The organism is Nocardia halotolerans (assembly GCF_042650145.1).
GTDB classification, from domain to species: Bacteria; Actinomycetota; Actinomycetes; order Mycobacteriales; family Mycobacteriaceae; genus Nocardia; species Nocardia halotolerans.
Window position 1 is genome coordinate 24,906 of sequence record NZ_JBHSDL010000014.1, and the last position, 21,888, is coordinate 46,793.

The following is a 21,888-nucleotide window of genomic DNA, read 5'->3' on the forward strand; positions in this document are numbered from 1 at the left end:
GCCGACGATCTATCATCGATCGCCGCTTTCGGAGATACGCTGGCGGGCAACAAATCCCAGTCGGCTGTCCAGATGGCTCGGGCCACCCGCCTCGCGCATCACCCATACCCGGACCAACGACGAAGGCCCCCTGCCACCCGGCAGCGGACCTTCGTCTTATGAGCGTGTCCAAGCAGGCGAACTACCGCACTTCGGTCAGCTCCCGGCTGCCGGCGGACGCACCCAGTTGCGGGTAGGTCGGGTACTCGATACCCGAGATGTACTGCACCGTGCGAACAACCTGACACGAGTAGCCGAATTCGTTGTCGTACCAGACGTAGAGGATGGCGGTGTCGCCTTCGACGATGGTGGCATTGGCATCGATGATCGAGGCCGCACGCGAGCCGATGAAGTCGCTCGACACCACATCGGTGGCAGCCGTGTAGTCGAGGTTGCGGCTCAACGGGCCGGCCAGCGACACCCCGCGCAGGTAGGCCAGCACGTCTTCCTTGGTGGTCTCCCGCTCGAGCTGCAGGTTCAAGATCGCCACCGAGACGTCCGGGGTGGGCACGCGGATCGAGTTGCCGGTGATCTTGGCCTTGAAGTCCGGCATCGCCTTGGCCACCGCCGACGCGGCGCCGGTTTCGGTGAGCACCAGGTTGAACGGCGCGGACCGGCCGCGACGGTCGGCCTTGTGGTAGTTGTCCAGCAGGTTCTGGTCGTTGGTGAACGAGTGCACCGTCTCCACATGTCCGCGCGCGATGCCGAATTCGTCGTCCATGGCCTTGAGCGGGGGCACGATCGCATTGGTGGTGCACGAGGCACAGGAGAAGACCTGCTGCGACAGGTCCTGGTCGCGATGGTTCACACCGTGCACGATGTTGGGCACGTCGCCCTTACCGGGTGCGGTGAGCACGACCTTGGCGATCCCGGGACGCAGGTGCTGTTCCAGACCCGCGCGATCACGCCACCGACCGGTGTTGTCGATCAGGATGGCGTTGTCGATGCCGTAGGTGGTGTAGTCGATGGCGGTCGGATCGTCGCTGTAGATGAACTTGATGACGTTGCCGTTGGCGGTGATCGTGTCGTTGTCGGTGTCGACCTTGATGGTGCCGTTGAAGTGACCGTGCACCGAGTCCCGGCGTAGCAGCGAGGCCCGCTTGGCCAGGTCGTCCTCACCGCCCTTGCGCACCACCACGGCGCGCAGCGTCAGCCCGTTGCCCGAACCGGCCTTCTCGATGAGCAGCCGCGTCACCAGTCGCCCGATCCGGCCGAAGCCGTAGAGCACGACATCCCGCGGCCCCTGCGACGGCGCCTTGTTGCCGTCACTGACCTCGGCCAGCACGGAGGTGGTGAACTCCTCGACCGAGCGCCCGCGCCCGTCCGCGTGGAAAGCCGCGACGAGCTGACCCAGATCGATCTTGCACGGACCCAGATCCAACCGGCTGATCACCTGCAGGAACGGCAGCGTTTCGTCCACCGACAGCTCCTCGCCCCCGATCTGGCGGGCGAAGCGGTGCGTGCGCAGGATGCTGATCACCGACTTGTTCACCAGTGAGCGGCTGTGCAACAGGATCGTCACACCCTTGGCCCGGTACAGCGTCCCGATGATCGGGATCATCGCCTCCGCGGCGGCTTCCTGAGCGTTCCAGCGATCAAGTTGTTCGGTACTCAACACACGTCCTCGGGTCTCATCGAAATGTACGCCCCATCGATGCTAGTCAGGGCCGTGATTTCACCGTCGGCCGCCAGCCGGTGGTGAGGTCCGCCACTGCGACGGGAAGGACCGTTGCAGCACGGAGTCACCAAACTTCCGATACAGTCTGTTTCGTAACTACGAAACACTCTGTATCGAAAGGATGTTGTGCGACCACCGGATCCCCGCACGGTGCGCAGCCGCGCGGCCGCGCTCACCTCCGCCCGGGAACTGCTCGTCGAGCAGGGACTGGCCGGGCTGACCCACGGCGCCGTCGCGGCGCGCAGCGGCATCAGCCGGGCCACGCTGTACCGGCTCTGGCCGGAACCGCCCGACCTGATCCAGGCCACCCTGACCTGGCACATCGTGCTGGCACAGGCGCCGCCCAGCGGCGATCTACGAGCCGACCTGATCACCGCACTGTCGGCCACCCGCGCGATGCTGCACGAACCCGCCGCCGAACAGGGCATGCGGGTGATCATCGAAAGGGCAGGCGTCGACCCGAGATTCGCCGAGGTCAAGGAGTCGTTGCACCACTCAGGCACCCGAGCCGTCCGCGAGATCCTCACCGGCGCCGTCGCACGCGCCGAACTACCCGCCGAACTCGATATCGATCTCGCCCTCGACCAACTGCACGGCCCGCTGTTCTTCCGCCGGCTGGTGGCCCACCGATCGTTCGACCTCGATTACGTCCACGACGTCGTCGAGGACTTCCTACACCGCCATCGCACCGAACCCACCCGCCCACAAGGAAGTACCTGACATGCCCACAGCAGTGACCCGAAATCTCTCCATCCCAAGAGTTCTCGCCATAACCGTCGCACTCGTCACGATGGCAGGCGCACTACTGGCCGACCTCATCGTCCCGGCAACCGCGGCCCAGCACATGCTCAACGACGCATGGCCGCCACACGCGAAGTTCCACGACGCGCAATACATCGTGATGTCGATCCTGCTCTCGGCCGTAGCACTGGCCCTACTGCTCCAGCGCGGGGGCGGCACACGAGCGCGGGTGTGGACCTCGTGCGCAATCCTGGCCACGCCATGGCTCGGACTACTGTGCGCGATGCTGTTCCCCGGCACCGCCGTACAGGACCCCGAATTCGACCCCCAGTCGGCTCTCGGCCTGCACCCTCAAGTGCTACTGGCCGCGATCCTGCTGACCCTGCTTCTCGGCGCGGCCCTGCTGGCGGGCCGGACCGAACAATCGCGCTGACAAAGCACCCACGCAGCACTGCTGCACCTATGGGCGCACAAAAAGGTGCAGACCATAGCCAATACGGCCTTGCCCTGCACCACGAACATCACTTCCCGCGTGGGATACCCCCGCCAATGCGAAGGGTTACCAGAGCGTCCACGGGCAAGCCCCGAGGGCCGACCACCACAGTGTGTTTGGAAACCGCGATCCGATCAGCTCCCCTATCCACCGCGCGCTGAATATGCCACACAAAGAATTGCGGAGCAAACCCCAACAGCCGCACGAAGTCCGCATGCAGACGCTCACCCTCCGGGATCTCAATCGACCCAAGCAGAGACGGATAGGAATCTCCCAGCTCTGGAAGACAATTTCCTTCACGAAGATTTCCAAGAAACCCACATTCCGGATCCCAGGCAGTGTCGAGGGCTTCCAAAACTTCGCGTGAGTCGTATTTCATCTCCCAGAATCCTACAGTCGTTTCGGGTTCGATTGCTCCAGCCGCCTGGGCAAACCAAATCATGAATCACCATCCTGGCAACAGTCCCACGAAGAACCACCCCACGAGGCAATCTCCTAGTTCATCGTGCCAGTCAGGACCACCGAGCGCTATTGGCTGGTACGCGAGAGCCTTGTTCACTATTTGTTCGGGAGTGAGGGGAAAGATTCGAGTTGCCCCAGAAGATCCAGTCGCTGATCTTTGGACCAGACACGGAGTCTTTCAGGGCTGCCATCCACTCATCTTGCTCCTCTTCCGTCCCCTGCCACTCGGAGAGCCTCGTTACGAGATCAACCACTTGGGCGCGATCGAATTTCGGCATTCTCGGCGGTTGTAGTGATGGAATGTCGGATCTAGGACCTTTGGCGCGGAACCTGGGCGTTGCCACTGCCAGGTCTATCCAGGTCGTAAACGTCGCCGCCGATTGTATCGAATTCGCGTGGTGCAGAGCGCATCTGCCCGCCCTCCGACGGGGTGTGCATCTGCGGCAGTGGGCATTACCGCTGCCGCCATTCTAACATTTCCATATAAATCGGGACCGCCCTTGCGACTATCGAATTTCATCTACCCAAACGGTAGCATCCTCCATGTACAGCGGATCCACTCGTTCGGCGCCAGAGACGTATAGCGCCCACAGCAGTTCCTCATGCGGAACGTGTGGCTCACCAAGAGTGTCAATCCATACAGCCACGCTATCGCCTCGCACTGTAGCGTCCCACCAAGTCCACGCACGCAGATCCGGGTCGAAGGTGTAGATCCACTCTTCCGGATCCCAGATATCGCCAAGGCCGGCGTCGACATAGTTCCTAGCACCCTTGCGGCTCGCCATGTCCGCTGTCGTTGGAAACCATTCCGGCATCGAGTCAAACGCGATGTCCGAATCCTCGTCAAAATTGACATTCTGAGCGATACTGACGGCAGCCGAAATCAATGCTCGCAATCGTTCAATATACAATTCAGGACTCAAACTTTGATGAACCAGGAACACCGCTAAAATCGCAGTAGGCTTGACCAACGGACGCGAAGAACTCTTGGCAACCTCATCCGCATTGCGGATTTCACCCACGGCTGACTCCTGTCACAGAATTGTGCCACTACCAGGCATGGTCGCGCCCATTAGACCTGAAATATAGCCGCCGGGAAGCCCGTACAGGCCGGTACCATCGGAACGACCCGGCGCCGTCGACTTCCTCGCGTCACATCAGACCGAGTTGGCCGGAGCCCGTCCCAGGCGGTGTCGAGCGCTTCCAGTAACCTCTGACACGACTGCGACACTAACCGGCATCGCCGCGATTCCTAAAGGGCGGATACCAATCTTTTAGCTGAGTCTCAATTGTTTCAATTTCGCCGTATTCATCATTAATAATTCTGAAACTTGCGTACGTCGGCGAATAGTTTTCGGCGGCCATCGCATCACTTTTGGTAGTCACGCGAAGTTCTCCGCTTGTACTACCAGTCATACGAAGCTCGGCACAGAAACTACCGTCGTCACTGCGGAAGACACCAACGTTGCCAAGTGGGCGTAATGACTTAAACGTAAGTTGCCAAACAGTCTCCCAACGACCATCACCCAAGTCTCTGACGCTTCCCCAAGTAGTCTCCTTGATATCAGAGGAGGAGTACCCGTAGCGCTTGGAAGCCATTATGGCGTCACCTTTGCAGTCCATTCCATCGTTGCGTTCAGTGTTCTAACGATCGCCGATGAAATATCACCTTATCGGGAACTCCTTTCGACTGTCGTCAGTCGATGACGTCAGGTGAAACCACAGATCGCCAAAGGCACTCCAACTCATCCTCCGGAACGGTTGGGAAAAGTTCGTCGTCGAGGACCGACGTAATTTGCCGAGCCCTGGACACAGATAGCCCGTATACTTCATGCAATGCCTTGGCTACAGCAATCTTCATCTGAGGGATATCGCTGCTGCCTCGGATCGTCGCTAGCAGTTCAGTGAGTGTGGTTGATTTTTTAGGTGGCCAGTTAGTTGCCTCGACCCATGTCACAGGTCGCGATTTTGGATAGTTTCCCGCAACGATCCAATACCCATAATCTTCGGCCGTCACACCACAGTACTTTGTTCCGTCGATTGATCTGCCGACGAATTCCACGCTCCCTCTCCCGTCCACCATCGAGTCGAGATTGATTCCGTCGGTCAATCTAACGGGGATCCAGCCCCTGATAGCTTCTCGATTTCCTTGGAATGGAGAAGCTATCAGGAGATCATCAGTGTCGGAAACGATCTGATGGCTGCTAACGACCTGCAACCATGCTCTGGTCAATGAAACAGCGCTATCCGCGAACGGAACAGCAACATCGGGCGTTACTGTTGAAGCCGAAATAAGACGCCACGTCTCATCGATTGTCGGTGCTGTGACAACAGGGTCGCTCGATCGGATAGCAAATCCAGCGCTCCGAATGCGGTCCAGCCGCGCATCTGACTGCTCCACTGTCGTTCCTCGCTACTCGTAGAAAAAGTGGTGGTCTCCGCCGGGCTTGTCCATCGTGCCATACCGCTCCAATGGATCTGCTGTGCGAGTGGGATCCCACCCGAAGTTGACGTAGTTCCGATCTGGGTCACCTTTTGGCTGTCCCGCGTGTAAATGAGGTCCCTTCGGGTCGCCCGTATGTTCAACAACAACCCTTGAACCCATTCCATCGATCTCGAACTGTCGGAAAGTTCCCCAATGCGACGGATCATTTGAGTATTGGTAGCCAGGCACTCCATTGAGAGACCTATCGCCAGTCACCGACCACTGAAAATCGGGTGTCGTCGGGCCAGGACCGCTTTGACTGGAAGTATTGTGTCGCCTCGGGCGAGTCGTTGTAGTCGAGGAGATTGCCGATCTTTTTGGCGAGTACTCGTCGGACTTCTTCGGGCGTTGCGAAGAAGAATTCGCGCCTGAGGTTCGCGTGGTTGAGTCGCTTGGGTCCGAATTCTTTGTGCAGTTCGTTCTCGAGTGTTACCGCGTCGTCGGAGAAATACACAGCGTGCACGTCGAAAGGGAACGGGACCGAAGCGCCGCCGAGTTCGCGGACTCGGTCGAGGGGTTCGAGTCGACGTGTCAGCCCGATCTTGACGACGTTGGGTCCGAAGGCGCCGATGTTGGAGATCACGTAGACGTATCCGGCGCGGATATTCGCGGCGCGGAAATCGTTTTGGGCGATGGCATCGGCGATGCGGGACAACTGGTCCTCTATCTCGCGCGTGTCCTGCCCCGCGTCTGTGAGGCGTTGCAGGACTGAGCGGTAGTGGGCATGTTCCTTGTCGAGTCGCTCGCGTTCGGCGGCGAGTTCTTGTTCGACTTTGCGTTCCTCGCGCAGACGTTCGCGTTCCTCGCGGGCGGCTTCGCGTTCTTCCTGAACCTTGATCATGTAGTCGGCGGTGAGTTCGAGTTCCTTGGTCCGCAACGCGTGATAGGCGGGCGATACATGCATTTGCATTGCAGCGCCGAGCTTTTCGATGTCCGTTGCTGCTTTGTCCAGGCGCCGTTTGGCTGTGTCGAGATTACCGGCGCGGATGGTACGGACGCAGTTCTCGGCCTCAGCGTTGTAGGCACGCAGCATCAGCTTCGACAGGTCCGAGGTCAGTCGTCGCCCTTCGGCGAGGGAGTTGTTGAAGCTGAATTTATTGGCGACTACGACAGCAACACTGGTCTTGACCGCTTCGCGGATAGCCAGCCGGAGGTCGGTCAAGGCCTGCTTGTAACTGTCAGCGTTTTCCAGCGGGTGGTGGTACTCGTAGATTCCCACTTCTTGGAGAACCAGCGCGTCGTCGACCGTGATGACCCTCGGATCACTCAAGGGTTGCCGTGCGGTGGAGACGACGGGGCGAGTGTTGAGCTGCGCGGTAAGCTCCTGGACTTTGTCCTGCAGGTCGGCGGATTCTCGTTCCTTGACGATCAGCATTTTCCGCAGTCCGATGATCTGTTCTTGTGGGTCGCTCATCCGCGTACTCCGTGGTTTGCCAAGGGCGCCAGCCCGTATGGATTCTTGGACATGGCACCGGCCAGATGCGCCAGGGTGTCGGCAGGTTCCACGCGAGACAGGTCGATCGGCAGGAAATCCGCACGATCGGTTGCCAACCTGACGAGGTCGACACGGGTGTCGTGTCCGGTAGCGCTATCGATCGCGTCGACGGCGACCGTCAGTGCGATGCTGTCGATGATCTCCTCACGATCGGCTTCGAACACCTCGTGTGCTGTGCGCAATGCGAGCTGTGCGACCACGGATGCGTAGCGGCGCTTGCACTCTGCCGCCGGGAGCGGGCTCGCGGAGATCTCATCATTGGCTTTGTTGTAGCGGAACGCTTTCGTAGTCGGGAAGGTGTCGGGATGGGGTGCCAAGACCGTGATGCGAAGTTCTCGGTTCTCCGCGTCGAAGGAATGTTCATGGGATACCTCGAAGGCTTCGGGGTAGACCGAGTTCGCCAAGACGATACCGACGTATTCGTCCATCGCAGCAGGGTGACGATGCCGCAATCCTGAGATCAAACCGTCCAGGCGATCGTTCGACTCGGAGACCTCTCGGTGACGTTGCGCAACAGTTTGCTCGTGTTGTCGGCGATCCTCGGCCAACGCGACAAGGCGAGCGGATTCTGTCTCCTGCCAGCGCTTACGGATCTGCGCGTTGAGTTCGAAGGTCTGACCGAGAGCATGCTGCCAGCGCTGAATGATGCTTCCGAATTCTCGCTGTGCTGCTTCTACCTGAGCGGCATGCTTGCGGTTCCCACCCAGGGCGCCGGAGATACCTGTCGGGGGCGGTGGTGCCACGAAGAGCGGGCGACCCGGTAGATCGTGGTAGCCGGGTGTCGGCGATGGGGTGAGCAGTTCGGGCCGGTCGAAGGCCACCTCACCCGGCGATTCGCGTAGTGACTCCAGATCGACCCAGTCATCGACCTCGAGGGTTGCCGCGAGCAAGCTGTCGATCTCATCGTAGGTCGCGTTCAGGTGCGCGTTCTTCTCTACAACCTCGGCCTCACGGGCGGCGACATGGGCGACCTTCGCAGCGCGTTCCGCGGCCACACGGTCGGCGGCTGACGCACGTTGAAATGCAGCGGAGGCACGTTGTCGCTCACGAGCGGACCGCTCCGCCTCCCGCACGGCCGCGTTGTGCGCGCGCATCGCCGCGCGCTGCTGTTGAACCTGGCGCTGTTGCGCCAGCCGATGTTGGTGTTGCAGTTCAGCCAATAACCCCCTGCGCCGTGCCACCGAACTCCCCTCTATCTCCGGATCGAACATCACTGATAGACCACGAACTGCAGATACTGTCGCCACAGCGCCGACACCGTTACACGCCAACTGAGCAAGAACCTCGAGCAGCCTGCTGCCGAATCACACACGACACTGACGGGACCCAGAGCCCTTCGTCATCGCGGCCCTACCCCGCAGCAATAGGGGCTTCAGCGGGCGCAGTCGAAGGTGAAATCGAGAGTACGTGGTGTGCACTGGGCTAGGAGGCCGATGCGTGCTGCACCCGCGATCACGTGGTTTCCGTCCCCGCGCACGTTCGACGTACTTGCGATGATTGCGTCGCGGGAGTTGCCGAGCCCCCAACATAAGGGCAACTCCCACGGTTCGACCCGGCCGACCTGGATCCCGACGATCCACAGGTGTGAGGAAGCCCAACAGTGGGTTAGCGAGGTACTTGTCTGCTTCGGTCCCAGATGCGCATGTGATGCCAGCCGCACCTTTCGGCAGATCGATCGGCCGACAACAGCATCACGAGCGGGGAGCCCGCCGACCCATACGAGATACCTGGACCTGATGTCAGGTCGGCAGGTCGCGCCGCTCACTTACGCGCTGGCCGAGTGTTGTTCACCTCGGTTACTCGACTCATCCCGCCGCACCAGTCTCGGGTCTCCGGTGAGATGTAACCGAGCACGGCCATGGCGTCGGTCAGCCGAGCGGGAATGTTCGAATGCAACAGCGGCTCCATGTGCGCGACGCGGTTGCGCAGATTGTGCAGACGATCGAGTCGACTGTAGACCAACTGTTCGGGGGTGACATTCGCGCTGGCGGCATCGGGTCCGACACGAGGGAACGCGGCGCCGAGCGCATGCTTCCACAGCTGCTGCAGACCTTGCTTCTTCGGATCGCTGGGCAGCATCTTGCACCACACACCAAAGGAGAGCTGCGAGACGATGTCGTCATGCGTGATCGGCTGGTTGCAGCGGAGATGGTGCGGGTTGCTGTTCCGCTTGGCCGCGGCTTTGGCGGCATAGCGGCGGGCTTGGGTCAGGGGTTCAGCGAGAACGCCGGCCAACGGCGCGGCGGGCATGGTGGTCCAGTCGGCGGTGTATCGGATTTTGCTGTGGTACTCGACGCCACGGGTCGGATTCCACACCCGTAGCTGCTCGTCTATCGCATGTCGGACCGCGACCTCGACGATGCCGAGCACTTCCTGTATCGCTCCGCCGACCTGGATGTTCCACTGGTACAGCGCAAGTGACAGATCGGGGTCTCCGCCTGCCTCGGCCAAGAATGGCGCAAGGCGTGATGCGGGGAGGTGGCGGCGTAGCGCGGTGACGGCCAGCGGGGCAGGCATCTGCCGGTTCTACAGGATCAGTGTCGGTCATCGCTACTCGCCTGGACCGACGCATGCTCCATCCGACGTCGACATCATTCGCACAGGGGGTATGATGGAGTTCGAATGCGGGAGACAAGAGCTGCCGCGAAACCACATGGGAACGCCCCGGAGCAGTTGGCACCGGGGCTTCTCTTTGTTTCGAGCTGATCGGTGTGACAACACTGTGTGGCCATGATGGCTGCTCGCCTGCCATCATGGCCACGAACACTGTGTGGGCGCTGTTCACTTGGCAGTCGGACAAATGCCTAACGTGTTCTTCTCGCAGAAGCGCCCTCCCCTGGCGACCGACTCCGCGCTGGCCGTCTGTAACGCCCGCTTACCGGAGCTCAGAGCCGCCGACCAAGGCCAAGATGAAATATCACATAGCGCTCACGAACACGGATGATCCAGATCGTTCACGGTCTGCCGAGCAGCCACCCACACGACTGGTTGTCCGGACAAGCCGAGACCCGAGACATCGCCCTACCGACGCTGGTCCACTCCTACGAGCTGCCGAACGCCGTCTGCGAACTGCTGATCACCGCACGGATCGATGTAGATGTCTTCGCCTCGGCGGGTGTACGGATACCGGCCGGCAGCGCGAACATCGAACCAGCCCACGAACCTCGGCGACGGTCGCGACGTCTGACAACCACGGCTGATCTCGACGGGATCCACCATCGCCTGACAAGCATCACAGTCGCGGCGCTTGATCGGGCAGGCTCCAATTCAACGAAAACGGCAGGCCATCGCCTCTGGGGCTCTGACCTGCCGTTTACTGTGGTCCCAGCTGGTTTCGAACCAGCGACCTTCCGCGTGTGAGGCGGACGCTCTCCCGCTGAGCTATGGGACCGGGTTGCGCTCCGAGTGGCTTTTCAGGGCCGCTCGAACGAGATGGAACATTAGCACGAGGCAGTGGTGTGACACCAAATCGGCCCGTGAACGGGGAGTTCGGGCTCCCCGGCGGGCCACGGACGAGCGGGGGCAGAGTCGTCGCATTCCCGGCGGCGCCGACGCGCACGGTTGGCCGTTGGGACGATGAGGATCGCATCTCGGGATGCGCATATCTTGGTTTCGGGATGCCGATCAGCCCGAGAGAGCACTGAACAACAGGCCTGTAATTCACATTCAGGGCTTCCTACCAGGCGATTTGTAGTCTTCGGCGAACGTCGGCTAATGTTTTCCTCGCACCACGGAGAGCAGCGAGGCCGAGACGCCGAGCTACTCCGGAAGTGTGAATGCGGATGTAGCGCAGTGGTAGCGCATCACCTTGCCAAGGTGAGGGTCGCGGGTTCGAATCCCGTCATCCGCTCGAGAGGTAGGTTAGGCATCATGCCATCCTCCTTTGCGCGGTGGAGTGGCCGAGTGGTGAGGCAACGGCCTGCAAAGCCGTGCACACGGGTTCGATTCCCGTCTCCACCTCGCGCGATTAGCTCAGCGGGAGAGCGCTTCCCTGACACGGAAGAGGTCACTGGTTCAATCCCAGTATCGCGCACCACCGTAGTACCGAGTCAGACCCCCTTTCGAGGGGGTCTTTCTTGTTTTGCGCCCATCACCGCCATTCAGCGATCACTCCGGCACCGGGCCGTGCCACACCTGTAACTCGAGTCACTCGCGGCACGGCGGCCCGGTGGCCTCCCCTAGGATCGGCTCACGTCGCCGGGTGGGAGTCGCGACGCGGGACCGGCTGGCATGGAGGGCACTTGTGAGGCAGATCCTGTTGTCGGCGGGGATCGCCCTGTTCGTCACCATCACACTCACCCCCGTGTTGATCCGGGTGTTCGCGCGGCGCGGGTTCGGCCAGGAGATCCGCATCGACGGACCGGCCAGCCACCACACCAAACGCGGTACCCCGACGATGGGCGGGCTGGCGATCGGCGCCGGCGTGTGGGCGGGATACCTGGGCTCGCACCTGATCGGAATGCTCTGGGACGCGCCGGGGCCCAGCGCGTCCGGGATCCTGGTGCTGCTGCTGGCTTCGGCACTGGGGCTGGTCGGATTCCTCGACGACTCGATCAAGCTGCGCAAACACCGCAACCTCGGGCTCACCGCGGCGGGCAAGTACCTCGGTCAGATCGGTGTCGCGGTGGTGTTCGCGGTGCTGGTGCTGCGGTTCCCCGGCGCCACCGGACTCACCCCCGCCAGACGCAACCTCTCCTATGTCCGTGACATTCCGACCATCACCTTCGCCTCGATCTTCTTCGTCGCGTTCATCGTGTTGCTGGTGGTGGCCTGGTCGAACGCGGTGAACATCACCGACGGCCTCGACGGGCTGGCGGCCGGATCCATGAGCCTCACGCTCGGCGCGTACGTGGTGATCACACTCTGGCAGTACGACAATTCCTGCGAGATCAGCCCTGGCCGCGCCTGCTACACCGTGCGTGACCCGCTCGACCTGGCGATGGTCAGCGCGGCGGGGGCGGCCGCGTGCGTGGGTTTCCTGTGGTGGAACGCCGCGCCGGCCAAGATCTTCATGGGCGACACCGGTTCGCTCGGACTCGGCGGGCTGCTGGCCGGCCTGTCGATCACCAGCCACACCGAACTGCTGGCCGTGGTGCTCGGTGCGCTGTTCGTCGCCGAGATCACCTCGGTGCTCTTGCAGATCGTGGTTTTCCGGACCACCCACACCCGGCTGTTCCGGATGGCGCCGTTCCACCACCATTTCGAACTGAACAACTGGCCGGAGACGGCGGTGATCATCCGGTTCTGGGTGCTGGCCGGGATCGCGTCGGCTACTGGGCTGTGCCTGTTCTACAGCGAGTACCTCACCTCGCTGTGAGCGCCGGGTGTCGGTGTCCCCCGCTACGCTGACCCGACAGAGCGCGGGAGGTGCACATGGGTGCGGTGAGCGACACCGTCACAGAACCTGGCCACGATATCGCCGCCGACGTGTCCTTCGAGCTGGTGGAGCTCGACGAACTGGTCGGCGAACTGCTCGTCGAACATGCCGAACGGGTGGCTCGCGACGCGCGGATCGTGGCGCTGCGCCTGGGCATCGGCGGGCAACGCCCGGAAACCCTGACCCGGGTGGGCGCCCGCTACGACCTCGCGCGCGACCGGGTGCGCCAGCTCTACACCAAGGCAATCGGCCGAATAGTGGCCGAGGCGGCCCGCTCCGGGCACCGCTCGGCGCAGGTGTTCGCGCACCGATACCCGCGCGAAGCCGGTGACCTGCGACTGGTGCGAACCCTGCTGGCCGAGACATACGCCACCGACACCGATCTGGTGGCGATGGAATGGTCCTACCTGAAGCTGCGCCTGGCCGGTCACGATCCGGCCGACGCCAAACGGGTCGCCGGGTATGTGATGCAGCGGATCATGGGCTGGCAGAAGAAGACCGCCAGCATCCTCGCCAAACTGCATGCGCCACAGGAGCCCACCGAGGACCTGCACGCACTGCTCGCCGACACCGTGTGGTCCGGTGGGACGCCCGCCCCGCTGCCCACCGAGTCGGCGCGAGTCGCCGACGGTGACGACGACGGTCGCGGCCGGTTCTACCTCGCCAAGGTGGGCCGCGACGTGGCCTACGATTCAGCGCTGGTCGCCCGGCTGCTGCGCACCCTCGACGCGAGCCCCGCCGTCGCGGCCTTCCAGGAAGAACCGACCGCGCTCACCTACCACTTCGACGGCCGGGATCAGGTGCACTACCCGTCGGTCGCCGCGCGGCTCACCGACGGACGCACCGTGCTCGTCGACGTAGTACCGCTGGACCGGGTCGCCTTCCGCCACAACCTGGTTCAGGCCGAACTCGCCCGCGCCTACGCCCACGACCACGGCTGGGGCATGCTCAGCTGGACCGGCAGTGCGCTCGGCCCGGCGCAGCTGCGGGCACGGCCCGTCGACGCCGCCGCCGAACAACGTCTGGCCGACGACCTCGCACACGGTCCCTACGATCGGGCCGCGCTGGCCGCCGTACTCGCCGACACCGGGCTCGATCTTCTCGACCTGACCGGCCTGGTGTTGCGCAACGACTGGCAGTGGGACCGGATTCCGCTGCGGCTCAGCGCGTCACGAGAGCACCGGCCAGCACCGCGACCACCAGCAGCATCGCGCAGCAGGTGAGCCACTGCCACTGATCGAGGGTGCGGTCCATCCGGCCGATCGTCGCGCGCAGGCTCGCCGCGACGCGTTGCTGGGCGACCAGTTCGCTACGCACCCCGGCCAGGGTGATGGCCACGGCATCCGCGGTCGAGGCCGCCCGGTCGATCCGGTGGTGCAGGCGGGTCACCAGCTTCTCCTTGTCGCGCACGGCTTGGCGCGACACCGCCAGCTGCACGCGCTGGTCACGCAGCTCCCTGCGCTGCTTCTCGATCAGCGCGGCCTGCGCCGAGGTGTGTCGTTCCCAGGTGTCCAGCACGGCCCACCCTCCTATCGTCGAATCCACGTGGGCCCAGGCGATCTCCCCCGCTACCCAGCCCGCGAGAAATTCACGCAACTCCCAGCTCGCCCGCGTCGGCGCGGCGAAACCCGACTCGCCCACAGCGACCATGCCCTGATCGATGCGGTACTCGGATCCGGTCGGTGCGAAGTCGGCGACGGCGACCGCGGGCACCAGCGGCACCCAGTAGCCCTTCGGGCACACCCACAGCACGTCGTCGATGCCCGCGGCCTGCAGCCGCTGCCGGTGGGCACGGGCCGCGGTGATGTCGAGTGGGCCGCTGTGGACCTGCACCACGCAGCGGCGGTCGCCGCGCCGCCAGTAGATGTCGACCGGAATGTCGTCGACGCGGGCATCGACCTCGGCATCGTCAGCCCCCGCCGCCCGGAGCCTGCCACAGATCCAGTGCTCGAGGCGCTGGGTGTTGCGTTGCGCCGCCACACAATCGGCACACCCGCAGCCGTGCCCGGTTCGTTCGGAGGCTGCGCGGCGCCCGCCCTCGGAGATACCGAGTTCGTCGAGCAACGCCCGCCGACCACATTCCACCTGGGTGTCGCTTCGCCGCTTCGTTCTCACACCATCACTCCCTCACCGGGGACCTGTCGCGCGCCCGCGCCCACGTCCTGTTCTTCAGGTTCCCGCAGACGCCGACACGCCGCCAGCCCCCTTGACCCGCGCTCGGGTGCGTCATCGTTCGGTGATCGAGATCACAACCGTGACATTGCTTGAATATCAAGCACTTTCATTGTGCCAACGTCGCACCGACCGGCCGAGATCTTGATCATTTCGATACACAGACCCGGCCTGTTGCTGCTCTTTGTCGGGCCGATGACGAAGCGGTTCGGCGCGTCGCCGACTCCGCCGGGAACCCCTCGCCACGACCCACCGGGTGGCGCCGGTGGATATGATCGCTGCGGCCGAAGCGGGCACGCTCGCCGACGACGGGAAGTAGGGTGCATGAATCAGGCTGAGCACGACGAATCCATCGGGTCGATGCTGGCGGGTATCGCCTCGGCGCTGCGTGACGTCAGCGAAAAGCTCGATGTCGTCGCAGCGCGAGTCCAGCAGGAGGTTCCCACCTTCCCGGTCGACGAGGACGTGCCCGACCAGATCAGGATCCGCAGGCTCGAATCCTGGGCATTCCATGCGTCACAGGACATTGCGCGGCTGAGCTCGCGACTCGACGCCCTGGACGGCAGCGATCCCGAACCGAGCGGGCAGCGCCCGACCCGTGGCAGTCGCAGTCGGCGAGAAGTGCGGGAGGCGGCCGAACGCGCCGATGCCGCCCGCGAGGAATCCGAACCGCCCGCTGCCCAGAACCGTCCCCCGCTGGAACGCCGCCAGTCCCCTACCCGCTCGGTCCCCGACCACCTCGGTGATCCGACTTGGCCGATCACCGCTACTCCGGTGCCGCGCACGACATTCGAACCGCCGAGTTCGGGCATTGACACACCGGGCGACGGTGCGAACGGTGAATCCACTGCCGAGCGCACGACCGATGCGGTAACGGCCGCCTCGATGGTCGGGATCCCGGTGGGCCGCGCGGACGCCGCCGGCTCGGTCAGTCTCGACATCAGCGGCTCGGCCGGTCAGCGGAAGGTTCCCACGGCCGGCGGGCCGGTGAACGGTAGTACTGGGGGCGCCCACGAGACTTCGGCCACGCGTCGAAGTTCATCGACACACGAGAGCACTGACCCTGTCGGGCGCAAGATGCCGGCGGTGAACGGCAACGGAACTGTGCCGGGCACCGACGATGCGGACAGGCCGAGGACCGCTGAGATCGGCGGAACGCTTGTGCGCGGCGGCACCGCGACCAACGGGGCCGGTACGCCGGGCCGCGCCGAGATCTCCGGGCGTCGGCATGTCTCCGGCGATGCCGGGCGAGACAGGCAGGAACGTGGCCGCGAAGCCGCCCCGGCTCACCGTAGCGACGCCGAACCCGGCGGTGCCGGCACGCACCTGCCGTCCGGCACGCAGCGGGCCGACAGTGCCGCTCTGCCAGTTTCTTCGGGCGGCGGGACCGATCCGCGCGGTGCGCACTCGGCGAACGGCCGACCGGCCCACAACGGCGAGTTGAACGGGTCGGTCGCCCGGTACAGCGATGCTCCCCCGGCTCGGCCGGTTCGCGAGACCGCCGGTGAGCACGGCGAGACCAACGGGTCGGTCGCCGGGCGGGGTGACACCCCGGCCGTTCGGCATGGCCGCGACACGGCCGATGGCCACAACGAAATCAACAGGCCAGCTGCGCAACAGAGCGACGCGCCCCCAGTTCGACACGGACACAACACTGCCGAGGGCCACGACGAAACCCACAGGCCGCCCGCACGACAGAGTGACGCTTCCGGCGGGCGGCAGGGGCACGAATCAGCCGATGTCAGCGACTCTTTCGCGGGGCGGGGATCGACGGTTCGGCAGGGTGGCGAGACCGTCGGTGAAATCGGTGAGGAGGCCGGTGCTGATCGATCGACCGGGCGGCTGGCCGGTGGCGCGTCGGGTAGCCCGGTGCCGCAGCGCCTTTCCGGCCACGTCGACGACGTGCCTTCCGGTTTTCGGGTGAGTTCGGGGCGAAGGTTCTCGACGCCGGATGCGCCGATTGACGACGCGGTGGTAGAGGCGCGCGTCGAACGGGCGGCGGCCTCGGCTCCCGACAGAATCGAACCGGGCGGTCGGGCCGACATCGATGACGACGTGCGTGACGGCGATCCCGTCCACCGCGATACCGACGTGCGGGCCGGAGCGCATCCCACTGTGCACGAGCCGACATCGCATCGGGCCCCGGATCATGCGGACCCGGCGGCGGACCGGGAGTCCGGTATCGAGCGGGCGCGACCGGTCGGCAAACCCACTGAGATAGCGGGGCAGGCCGAAACGCGCGGGGTGAGTTCCGATGCGATGGCCGACGCTCGGTCGGGACTGACGGACGGCGAGCACGTGCGGTCCCGGACGAACGGTCACGCGGTCAACGGGTTCGCAGACCAGGCCGATTCCGGCACGGACGCACCGGTCGGCGGCAGTACCAACGGTATCCACTGGGCATTTGCCGAGGACCCGGCATCCACGCCCGCCCCGCCGGTGCGTAATGGCCGCCCCGGCAACGGCTTCACCAATGACTCCGCTCATCGCGCCGAGGTCTTCCACGACTTCACCCCGCGTGATCGCCTGACGACCGACTTCGCCGCCGACACGACACCGCCCGCCCCGCCGACCCGCCTCTCCCCGCCCAAGAACCAGGCCCCGCCCCCGAGCTCCACGACACCGCCCGCAACCGAGTATGTCTCCCCCGGGTCGACACCGATGAACTCTGCGCCCCAGACGGCGCCCTTCTCGGCCGGATTCGCCTCGGCACCGCAGGAACAGTCGACACCGGCCGACCCCGCTCCGGACTCGGCAGCACACTCAGCCCACGCCGACACGACCGGTCCCGCGACCTACGGCCAGCCTGCCAACGATTACCGGGGCTTCGACACCCCGGGGCACGGCGCTCGAGCCGACATCGGCGAACCCACGAACAACCACCACCGATCAGGCCACGAAGCATCCGGCCCGCCCACCGTCGACCTCCCGACCGGACGCGGCTCCACCGCACCGGAGTCCACTCCTTCGACCTCCACGCCGTGGCCCGCCGGCCCGGATTCCGAGGGCCGAGCGGCCGAACACCGCGCAACCCCGCAGGCCCAGCCACCCGTGCACGAACGGCCGACCTCCTTACCGGCTTCCGGACCGATCTCCTCCGAACGTGCCGTGTCCGACCCGGCCCCACCCACCGCGACCGACGCGGCGGGAATCACCGTGACCGGCACCTACCGCGCCATCGATATGGAAAGCGCCGCCCATGTCGACCAACTGCAGGCCATGCTCGACGAATTGAAGCGGTCGGCGGGGTTGCCACCGGGACGGCGTGACGTGTTCGGGCCACCGACACGGGACGCCGATTAGCAGGACCCGACCAGCTGGGTGCCGACCAATCGGGCGCTGACCAGTTCGGTGCCGACCAATCGGGTGCTCGCCAGTTCGGTGCCGACCAATCGGGTACCAGTTCGGCGCCCACCAATCGGGTACCAGTTCGGCGCCCACCAATCGGGTACCAGTTCGGCGCCCACCAATCGGGTACCAGTTCGGCGCCGACCAATCGGGTGCTCACCAGTTCGGCGCCCACCAATCGGGTGCTCACCAGTTCGGCGCCCACCATTGGGTGCCCACCAATCGGTTGCCGACCGATGCGGTGCCCGCCAGCTCGGCGCCCACCAGCTCGGCGCCCACCAATTCGGCGCCCACCAATTCGGCGCCCACCAATTCGGCGCTCACCAGTTCGGCGCCCACACCAGTTCGGCGTCGGCCAATTGGGTGCCGACCGACTCGGTGCCCACCAGTTCGGTGCCGACAAGTTCGGTGCCCGCCAACCGGGTGCCCACCAGTTCAGTGCCCGCCACGCAGGTGCGGTGCACGCCGGTGATCGTCAGCCGGGGATCCGCACCGGCACCGGGTCGGCTTCCGGGAGGTCGGGGTCGGGGAGGTCGCGCAGGACGGTGGCGATGAGTTCGCGCAGGGCGCGGTGGCCCGCGTCGGCGGTGTTGCGTGGGTGCCAGGCCATGGCCAGCACCGGGGCGGGCAGTGGCAGTGGGATTTCGAAGGTGGCCAAGCCGAGGGCACGGCGGGCGGGGCGGGTCAGGGCTTCGGGTGCGGGGCAGACCAGATCGGTGGTGGCGACGGTGAACAGCGCGGTGGGTAGGTCGGCGACCGTGGCCACGACGCGGCGGGTGCGGCCGTGCAGGGCGAGCCGGTCGTCGATCACGCCGTGGGTGCGGCCGGTGGGCGAGACCTCCAGGTGGCGCACCGCCGCGTAGGCGGCCACGGTGGGGCGATCGGCGGCGAAGCGATGCGCCGCGGCGGCGACCCCCACCCAGCGGTCGGTGAGCAGGCGCTTCACCACCGTTTCCGGGTCGGTGCGGCCGAGCACACCCACTTCGATGTCCACCCGCCCGTCCCGTAGGCCGACTGCGGCGTCGGCGGGATCGGCGGCGACCAACCGCACCGTCACACCGGGCAGCTGCGTGCCCACCGCGGCCAGCAGCGGGCCAGGCAACCGGGCAGCCACCGAATCACTCACACGGACAACGAAATCACGGTGGCGCTCCGCTCCGGGCCCGTCACGCGCGGTGAGCAGCGACCGGCCGGCTTCGACCAGCGCGGCCACGTCCTGGCGCAGTTCCAGGGCGCGCGGGGTGGGCACCAACTGTCGACCCGAGCGCACGAGCAGCGGGTCGCCCAGCACCGCACGCAGTTTGGTGAGGGTACGGCTCATCGCCGAGGTGGAGGTGTGCAGACGCCGGGCCGCCTCGGTGACGCTGTTGGTGTCGAGCAACGCGTCCAGGGCCAGCAGCAGGTTCAGATCCAGCGCATTCACGTCAGGATTATCACCAACGCCGACATCGCGACCAACACGACGATCCCGCGTGTCGGCTATCCCTCGCTGACCGAAGCCGGTGTGGGAGCGGGCGCCGCGACGGTGCGGGTGCGCAGCACGCCGCGATAGGACGCCGGGCGCACCGGGCGCACCCATTGCGCCAGCCGTGTCGACAACGGCAGCGGGGTGCCCAGGTCGTCGAGCATCTCGTCGAGACTGGCCAGTGAGAACGGGATCACCGAGGCGCCGTGCGCGTGACTGCCGCCGCCGCGTTCGCGCGACCACGCCAACCGCTCGTCGATCTCGTTGTTCATCAGCTCTTCCACCGGCGGCACGAAGGCACCGGTGAGCAGGCCCGCGATCCAGTGCGCGCCGACCTCGGCGCTGAGCGCGCTCACATTGGAGCTGTTGTACCCGGCGAAGCTGAGGTTGGGCACTTCGACGGGCAGGATGTGGCGGTAGAGCCGGAAGTCGCCCGCCTCGTCGGTGAGGGACCGGCGCACGAACGGGGTGAGGAACGGGACCTCCTGCCGGTACCCGGTGGCGCACACGACGATCTCGGCCAGCTTCAGGCTGCCGTCGGACAGGCGCACCGCGGGCCCGTGCTGCCCGCCGATCAGTTCGGTGATCTCGGTGTCGCGGTGCACGCTGATCCGGCCCGCCTCGATCTGCTCGGCGAAGCCCTCGGTGGCCAGGCTCGCGCTGCTGGTGGCGATGTCGGCGATCGAGCCCTCGGGCACCAGACCGTGCTCGCGCAGGCGCAGCTTGCGGATGACACGCTCCTGCAGCAGGTCCAGGTCGGCGGCGCGCAGGCTGAGCCGGTCGAGCAGGCGTTCGACCCGGTGCGGGTAGCGCGAGGGGAAGTGCGCCTCGCCCGCGCGGGTGAGGGCCAGTTGCTCGTAGTCGGTGCCGAAGCCGAACCGGCGTGGCATCTTCCAGGTGAGCCGGCGCGCCACGACGCTGGTCTCGTCGGCGACGTGGCTCACCGCCTCGGCGACGTCGCAGGCCGACTTGCCGTAACCGACGACGACCACCGACCGGTCGCGCGCCTGCTCGACATCGTGGAACTGCGAAACATGGCACAGCTGCCCACCCGCGGCGCGGAACGCGGCGGCACCCGGCAGATCGGGCATCACCGGATCGCTGAACACACCGTTGGCGACGATCAGGTGATCGCAGGAACTGCGGTGCACACCCATCTCGTCGCGGGTCTCGAGCAGCCACCCGCTGTCGACCGGGTCGGCCGCGATCACCTCGGTGCCCAGGCGCAGGTGTTCGGTGAGACCGAACGTGGCGGCGTATCCGGCCAGGTAGGCCTGCATCTGCTGCCCATCGGGCCAGCGCGGATAGTCCGGTGGCATCGGATGGTCGCTGAAGTGGTTGGTGAACTTGCTGTTGTGCGCGCGCAGGCCCGGATACCGGCGGGTGGCGCTCCACACGCCGCCCACGTCAGGGGCCCGGTCGAAGATCTCGACCGGGAACCCTGCCTGCCTCAACACCTTTGCGCAGGCCAACCCCGCAACTCCCGCACCGACGATTCCGATGCGGCTACCGCTAGTCATGGCCAGGAGAGTACTCGGCACCGCCGTCACGGTGCCACCGTCGTGGTACCGGGGCGTGCTGTACTGGAACGATGACCAACAGTTCCGTCGTCGTGGACCGGGCCGGACTCTGGGACGCCGAGGCGCTCAGCGATGTCGCGGCCGCGACCTTTCCGCTGGCCTGCCCGCCGGAGGCCACCCCGGCCGATATCGAGATCTTCCTCGACAGGATGCTGTCGGGCGACCGATTCGGCGAATACCTGTCCGACCCGGACCGCACGGTGCTCAAGGCCGTGGAGAACGACGAGATCGTCGGCTACGCCATGCTGGTGGCCGGCCGGCCCCGTGACCCCGAGGTCGACGCGCAGGTCGGGGCGGGCGAGGTGGTGGAACTGAGCAAGATGTACGTGCTGCCGGGCCACCACGGCAGCGGGGTCGCCGGCGCCCTGATGGAGGCCGCCGTGGAGACCGCGCGTGACACCGGGGCGCACGGGGTGTGGCTGGGCGTCCACCAGGGCAACGAGCGGGCACAGAAGTTCTACGCCAAGCACGGGTTCACCCGGGTGGGTACCAAGACCAACCTGGTCGGCAACCAGGTGCACGCCGACTTCGTGTTCGAACGGGTGCTGTAGCG

Annotated in this window: 20 protein-coding genes and 4 tRNA genes; 9 read left to right on the forward strand and 15 right to left on the reverse strand. The window is 65.2% G+C overall.

Going from position 1 to position 21,888, the window contains the following annotated elements:
• Positions 1-181: 181 nt before the first annotated feature.
• A complete protein-coding gene (locus ACFO5K_RS10710) occupies positions 182-1,654 on the reverse strand; it encodes a glyceraldehyde-3-phosphate dehydrogenase (protein ID WP_378559846.1) in 1,473 nt (490 codons plus the stop codon).
• A gap of 189 nt (positions 1,655-1,843) precedes the next feature.
• Here ACFO5K_RS10710 and ACFO5K_RS10715 point away from each other — a divergent pair, with 189 nt between their 5' ends.
• Entirely contained in the window at positions 1,844-2,437 is a 594-nt protein-coding gene (locus tag ACFO5K_RS10715; protein ID WP_378559849.1) for a TetR/AcrR family transcriptional regulator, read from the forward strand.
• A 70-nt stretch (positions 2,438-2,507) separates the two neighbouring features.
• Positions 2,508-2,891: a DUF6640 family protein gene (locus ACFO5K_RS10720; protein ID WP_378559852.1), complete on the forward strand. Its 384-nt coding sequence runs from the start codon at positions 2,508-2,510 to the stop codon at positions 2,889-2,891.
• 88 nt (positions 2,892-2,979) lie between these two features.
• On the opposite strand, the gene ACFO5K_RS10725 is transcribed toward ACFO5K_RS10720, so the two are convergent.
• The 9 genes from ACFO5K_RS10725 to ACFO5K_RS10765 all read right to left on the reverse strand — a co-directional run bounded on the left by ACFO5K_RS10725 (position 2,980) and on the right by ACFO5K_RS10765 (position 10,784).
• Complete coding sequence (locus ACFO5K_RS10725; protein ID WP_378559855.1) at positions 2,980-3,393, reverse strand: hypothetical protein; 414 nt, start codon at positions 3,391-3,393, stop codon at positions 2,980-2,982.
• Positions 3,394-3,919: 526 nt separating this feature from the next.
• Complete coding sequence (locus ACFO5K_RS10730; protein WP_378559858.1) at positions 3,920-4,435, reverse strand: hypothetical protein; 516 nt, start codon at positions 4,433-4,435, stop codon at positions 3,920-3,922.
• Positions 4,436-4,643: 208 nt separating this feature from the next.
• Positions 4,644-5,012, reverse strand: a complete 369-nt coding sequence (locus ACFO5K_RS10735) for a hypothetical protein (protein WP_378559861.1) — start codon at positions 5,010-5,012, stop codon at positions 4,644-4,646.
• A 97-nt stretch (positions 5,013-5,109) separates the two neighbouring features.
• Positions 5,110-5,814 carry a hypothetical protein gene (locus ACFO5K_RS10740; protein WP_378559864.1) on the reverse strand — a complete coding sequence of 235 codons (705 nt, stop codon included), beginning with the start codon at positions 5,812-5,814 and terminating at the stop codon, positions 5,110-5,112.
• 12 nt (positions 5,815-5,826) lie between these two features.
• Positions 5,827-6,114, reverse strand: coding sequence for an HNH/endonuclease VII fold putative polymorphic toxin (locus tag ACFO5K_RS10745; RefSeq protein ID WP_378559867.1), 288 nt, complete (start codon positions 6,112-6,114; stop codon positions 5,827-5,829).
• Positions 6,101-7,312 (reverse strand): DUF4041 domain-containing protein, encoded by a 1,212-nt coding sequence (locus ACFO5K_RS10750; protein WP_378559870.1) that lies wholly within the window; start codon positions 7,310-7,312, stop codon positions 6,101-6,103. The genes ACFO5K_RS10745 and ACFO5K_RS10750 overlap by 14 nt, the downstream gene beginning before the upstream one ends.
• Positions 7,309-8,604, reverse strand: coding sequence for a hypothetical protein (locus ACFO5K_RS10755; RefSeq protein ID WP_378559873.1), 1,296 nt, complete (start codon positions 8,602-8,604; stop codon positions 7,309-7,311). The genes ACFO5K_RS10750 and ACFO5K_RS10755 overlap by 4 nt, the downstream gene beginning before the upstream one ends.
• 550 nt (positions 8,605-9,154) lie before the next feature.
• The gene (locus ACFO5K_RS10760; protein WP_378559876.1) at positions 9,155-9,910 is read right to left on the reverse strand and encodes a hypothetical protein; all 756 of its coding nucleotides are present in this window, start codon (positions 9,908-9,910) and stop codon (positions 9,155-9,157) included.
• Between the two features lie 802 nt (positions 9,911-10,712).
• A tRNA-Val gene (locus ACFO5K_RS10765) sits at positions 10,713-10,784 on the reverse strand.
• A 387-nt stretch (positions 10,785-11,171) separates the two neighbouring features.
• On the opposite strand from ACFO5K_RS10765, the gene ACFO5K_RS10770 reads away from it, so the two are divergent.
• From ACFO5K_RS10770 to ACFO5K_RS10790, 5 genes are all read left to right on the forward strand, one after another.
• Positions 11,172-11,243: transfer RNA gene (locus ACFO5K_RS10770), tRNA-Gly, on the forward strand.
• Positions 11,244-11,282: 39 nt separating this feature from the next.
• Positions 11,283-11,353 (forward strand) — tRNA-Cys (locus ACFO5K_RS10775).
• A 1-nt stretch (position 11,354) separates the two neighbouring features.
• Positions 11,355-11,429 (forward strand) — tRNA-Val (locus ACFO5K_RS10780).
• A gap of 207 nt (positions 11,430-11,636) precedes the next feature.
• Complete coding sequence (gene mraY, locus ACFO5K_RS10785) at positions 11,637-12,710, forward strand: phospho-N-acetylmuramoyl-pentapeptide-transferase (RefSeq protein WP_378559879.1); 1,074 nt, start codon at positions 11,637-11,639, stop codon at positions 12,708-12,710.
• Between the two features lie 56 nt (positions 12,711-12,766).
• Positions 12,767-13,993 (forward strand): hypothetical protein, encoded by a 1,227-nt coding sequence (locus ACFO5K_RS10790; RefSeq protein WP_378559882.1) that lies wholly within the window; start codon positions 12,767-12,769, stop codon positions 13,991-13,993.
• Here ACFO5K_RS10790 and ACFO5K_RS10795 read toward each other — a convergent pair.
• Positions 13,932-14,885, reverse strand: coding sequence for a hypothetical protein (locus tag ACFO5K_RS10795; RefSeq protein ID WP_378559885.1), 954 nt, complete (start codon positions 14,883-14,885; stop codon positions 13,932-13,934). The two genes, ACFO5K_RS10790 and ACFO5K_RS10795, sit on opposite strands and share 62 nt — an antisense overlap.
• A 381-nt stretch (positions 14,886-15,266) precedes the next feature.
• Between ACFO5K_RS10795 and ACFO5K_RS10800 the strand changes: the two genes are divergently transcribed.
• Positions 15,267-18,245, forward strand: coding sequence for a hypothetical protein (locus ACFO5K_RS10800; protein WP_378559888.1), 2,979 nt, complete (start codon positions 15,267-15,269; stop codon positions 18,243-18,245).
• Between the two features lie 231 nt (positions 18,246-18,476).
• On the opposite strand, the gene ACFO5K_RS10805 is transcribed toward ACFO5K_RS10800, so the two are convergent.
• Genes ACFO5K_RS10805 through ACFO5K_RS10820 form a run of 4 tightly spaced genes read right to left on the reverse strand, consistent with a single transcriptional unit; the run spans position 18,477 to position 21,275 of the window.
• Positions 18,477-18,614, reverse strand: a complete 138-nt coding sequence (locus ACFO5K_RS10805) for a hypothetical protein (protein ID WP_378559890.1) — start codon at positions 18,612-18,614, stop codon at positions 18,477-18,479.
• The gene (locus tag ACFO5K_RS10810) at positions 18,611-18,754 is read right to left on the reverse strand and encodes a hypothetical protein (RefSeq protein ID WP_378559893.1); all 144 of its coding nucleotides are present in this window, start codon (positions 18,752-18,754) and stop codon (positions 18,611-18,613) included. The genes ACFO5K_RS10805 and ACFO5K_RS10810 overlap by 4 nt, the downstream gene beginning before the upstream one ends.
• Positions 18,755-18,765: 11 nt before the next feature.
• Entirely contained in the window at positions 18,766-19,713 is a 948-nt protein-coding gene (locus tag ACFO5K_RS10815; RefSeq protein ID WP_378559895.1) for a LysR family transcriptional regulator, read from the reverse strand.
• 56 nt (positions 19,714-19,769) lie between these two features.
• Complete coding sequence (locus ACFO5K_RS10820) at positions 19,770-21,275, reverse strand: flavin-containing monooxygenase (protein WP_378559897.1); 1,506 nt, start codon at positions 21,273-21,275, stop codon at positions 19,770-19,772.
• A gap of 71 nt (positions 21,276-21,346) precedes the next feature.
• Here ACFO5K_RS10820 and ACFO5K_RS10825 point away from each other — a divergent pair, with 71 nt between their 5' ends.
• Positions 21,347-21,886, forward strand: a complete 540-nt coding sequence (locus ACFO5K_RS10825) for a GNAT family N-acetyltransferase (RefSeq protein ID WP_378559899.1) — start codon at positions 21,347-21,349, stop codon at positions 21,884-21,886.
• Positions 21,887-21,888 lie beyond the last annotated feature (2 nt).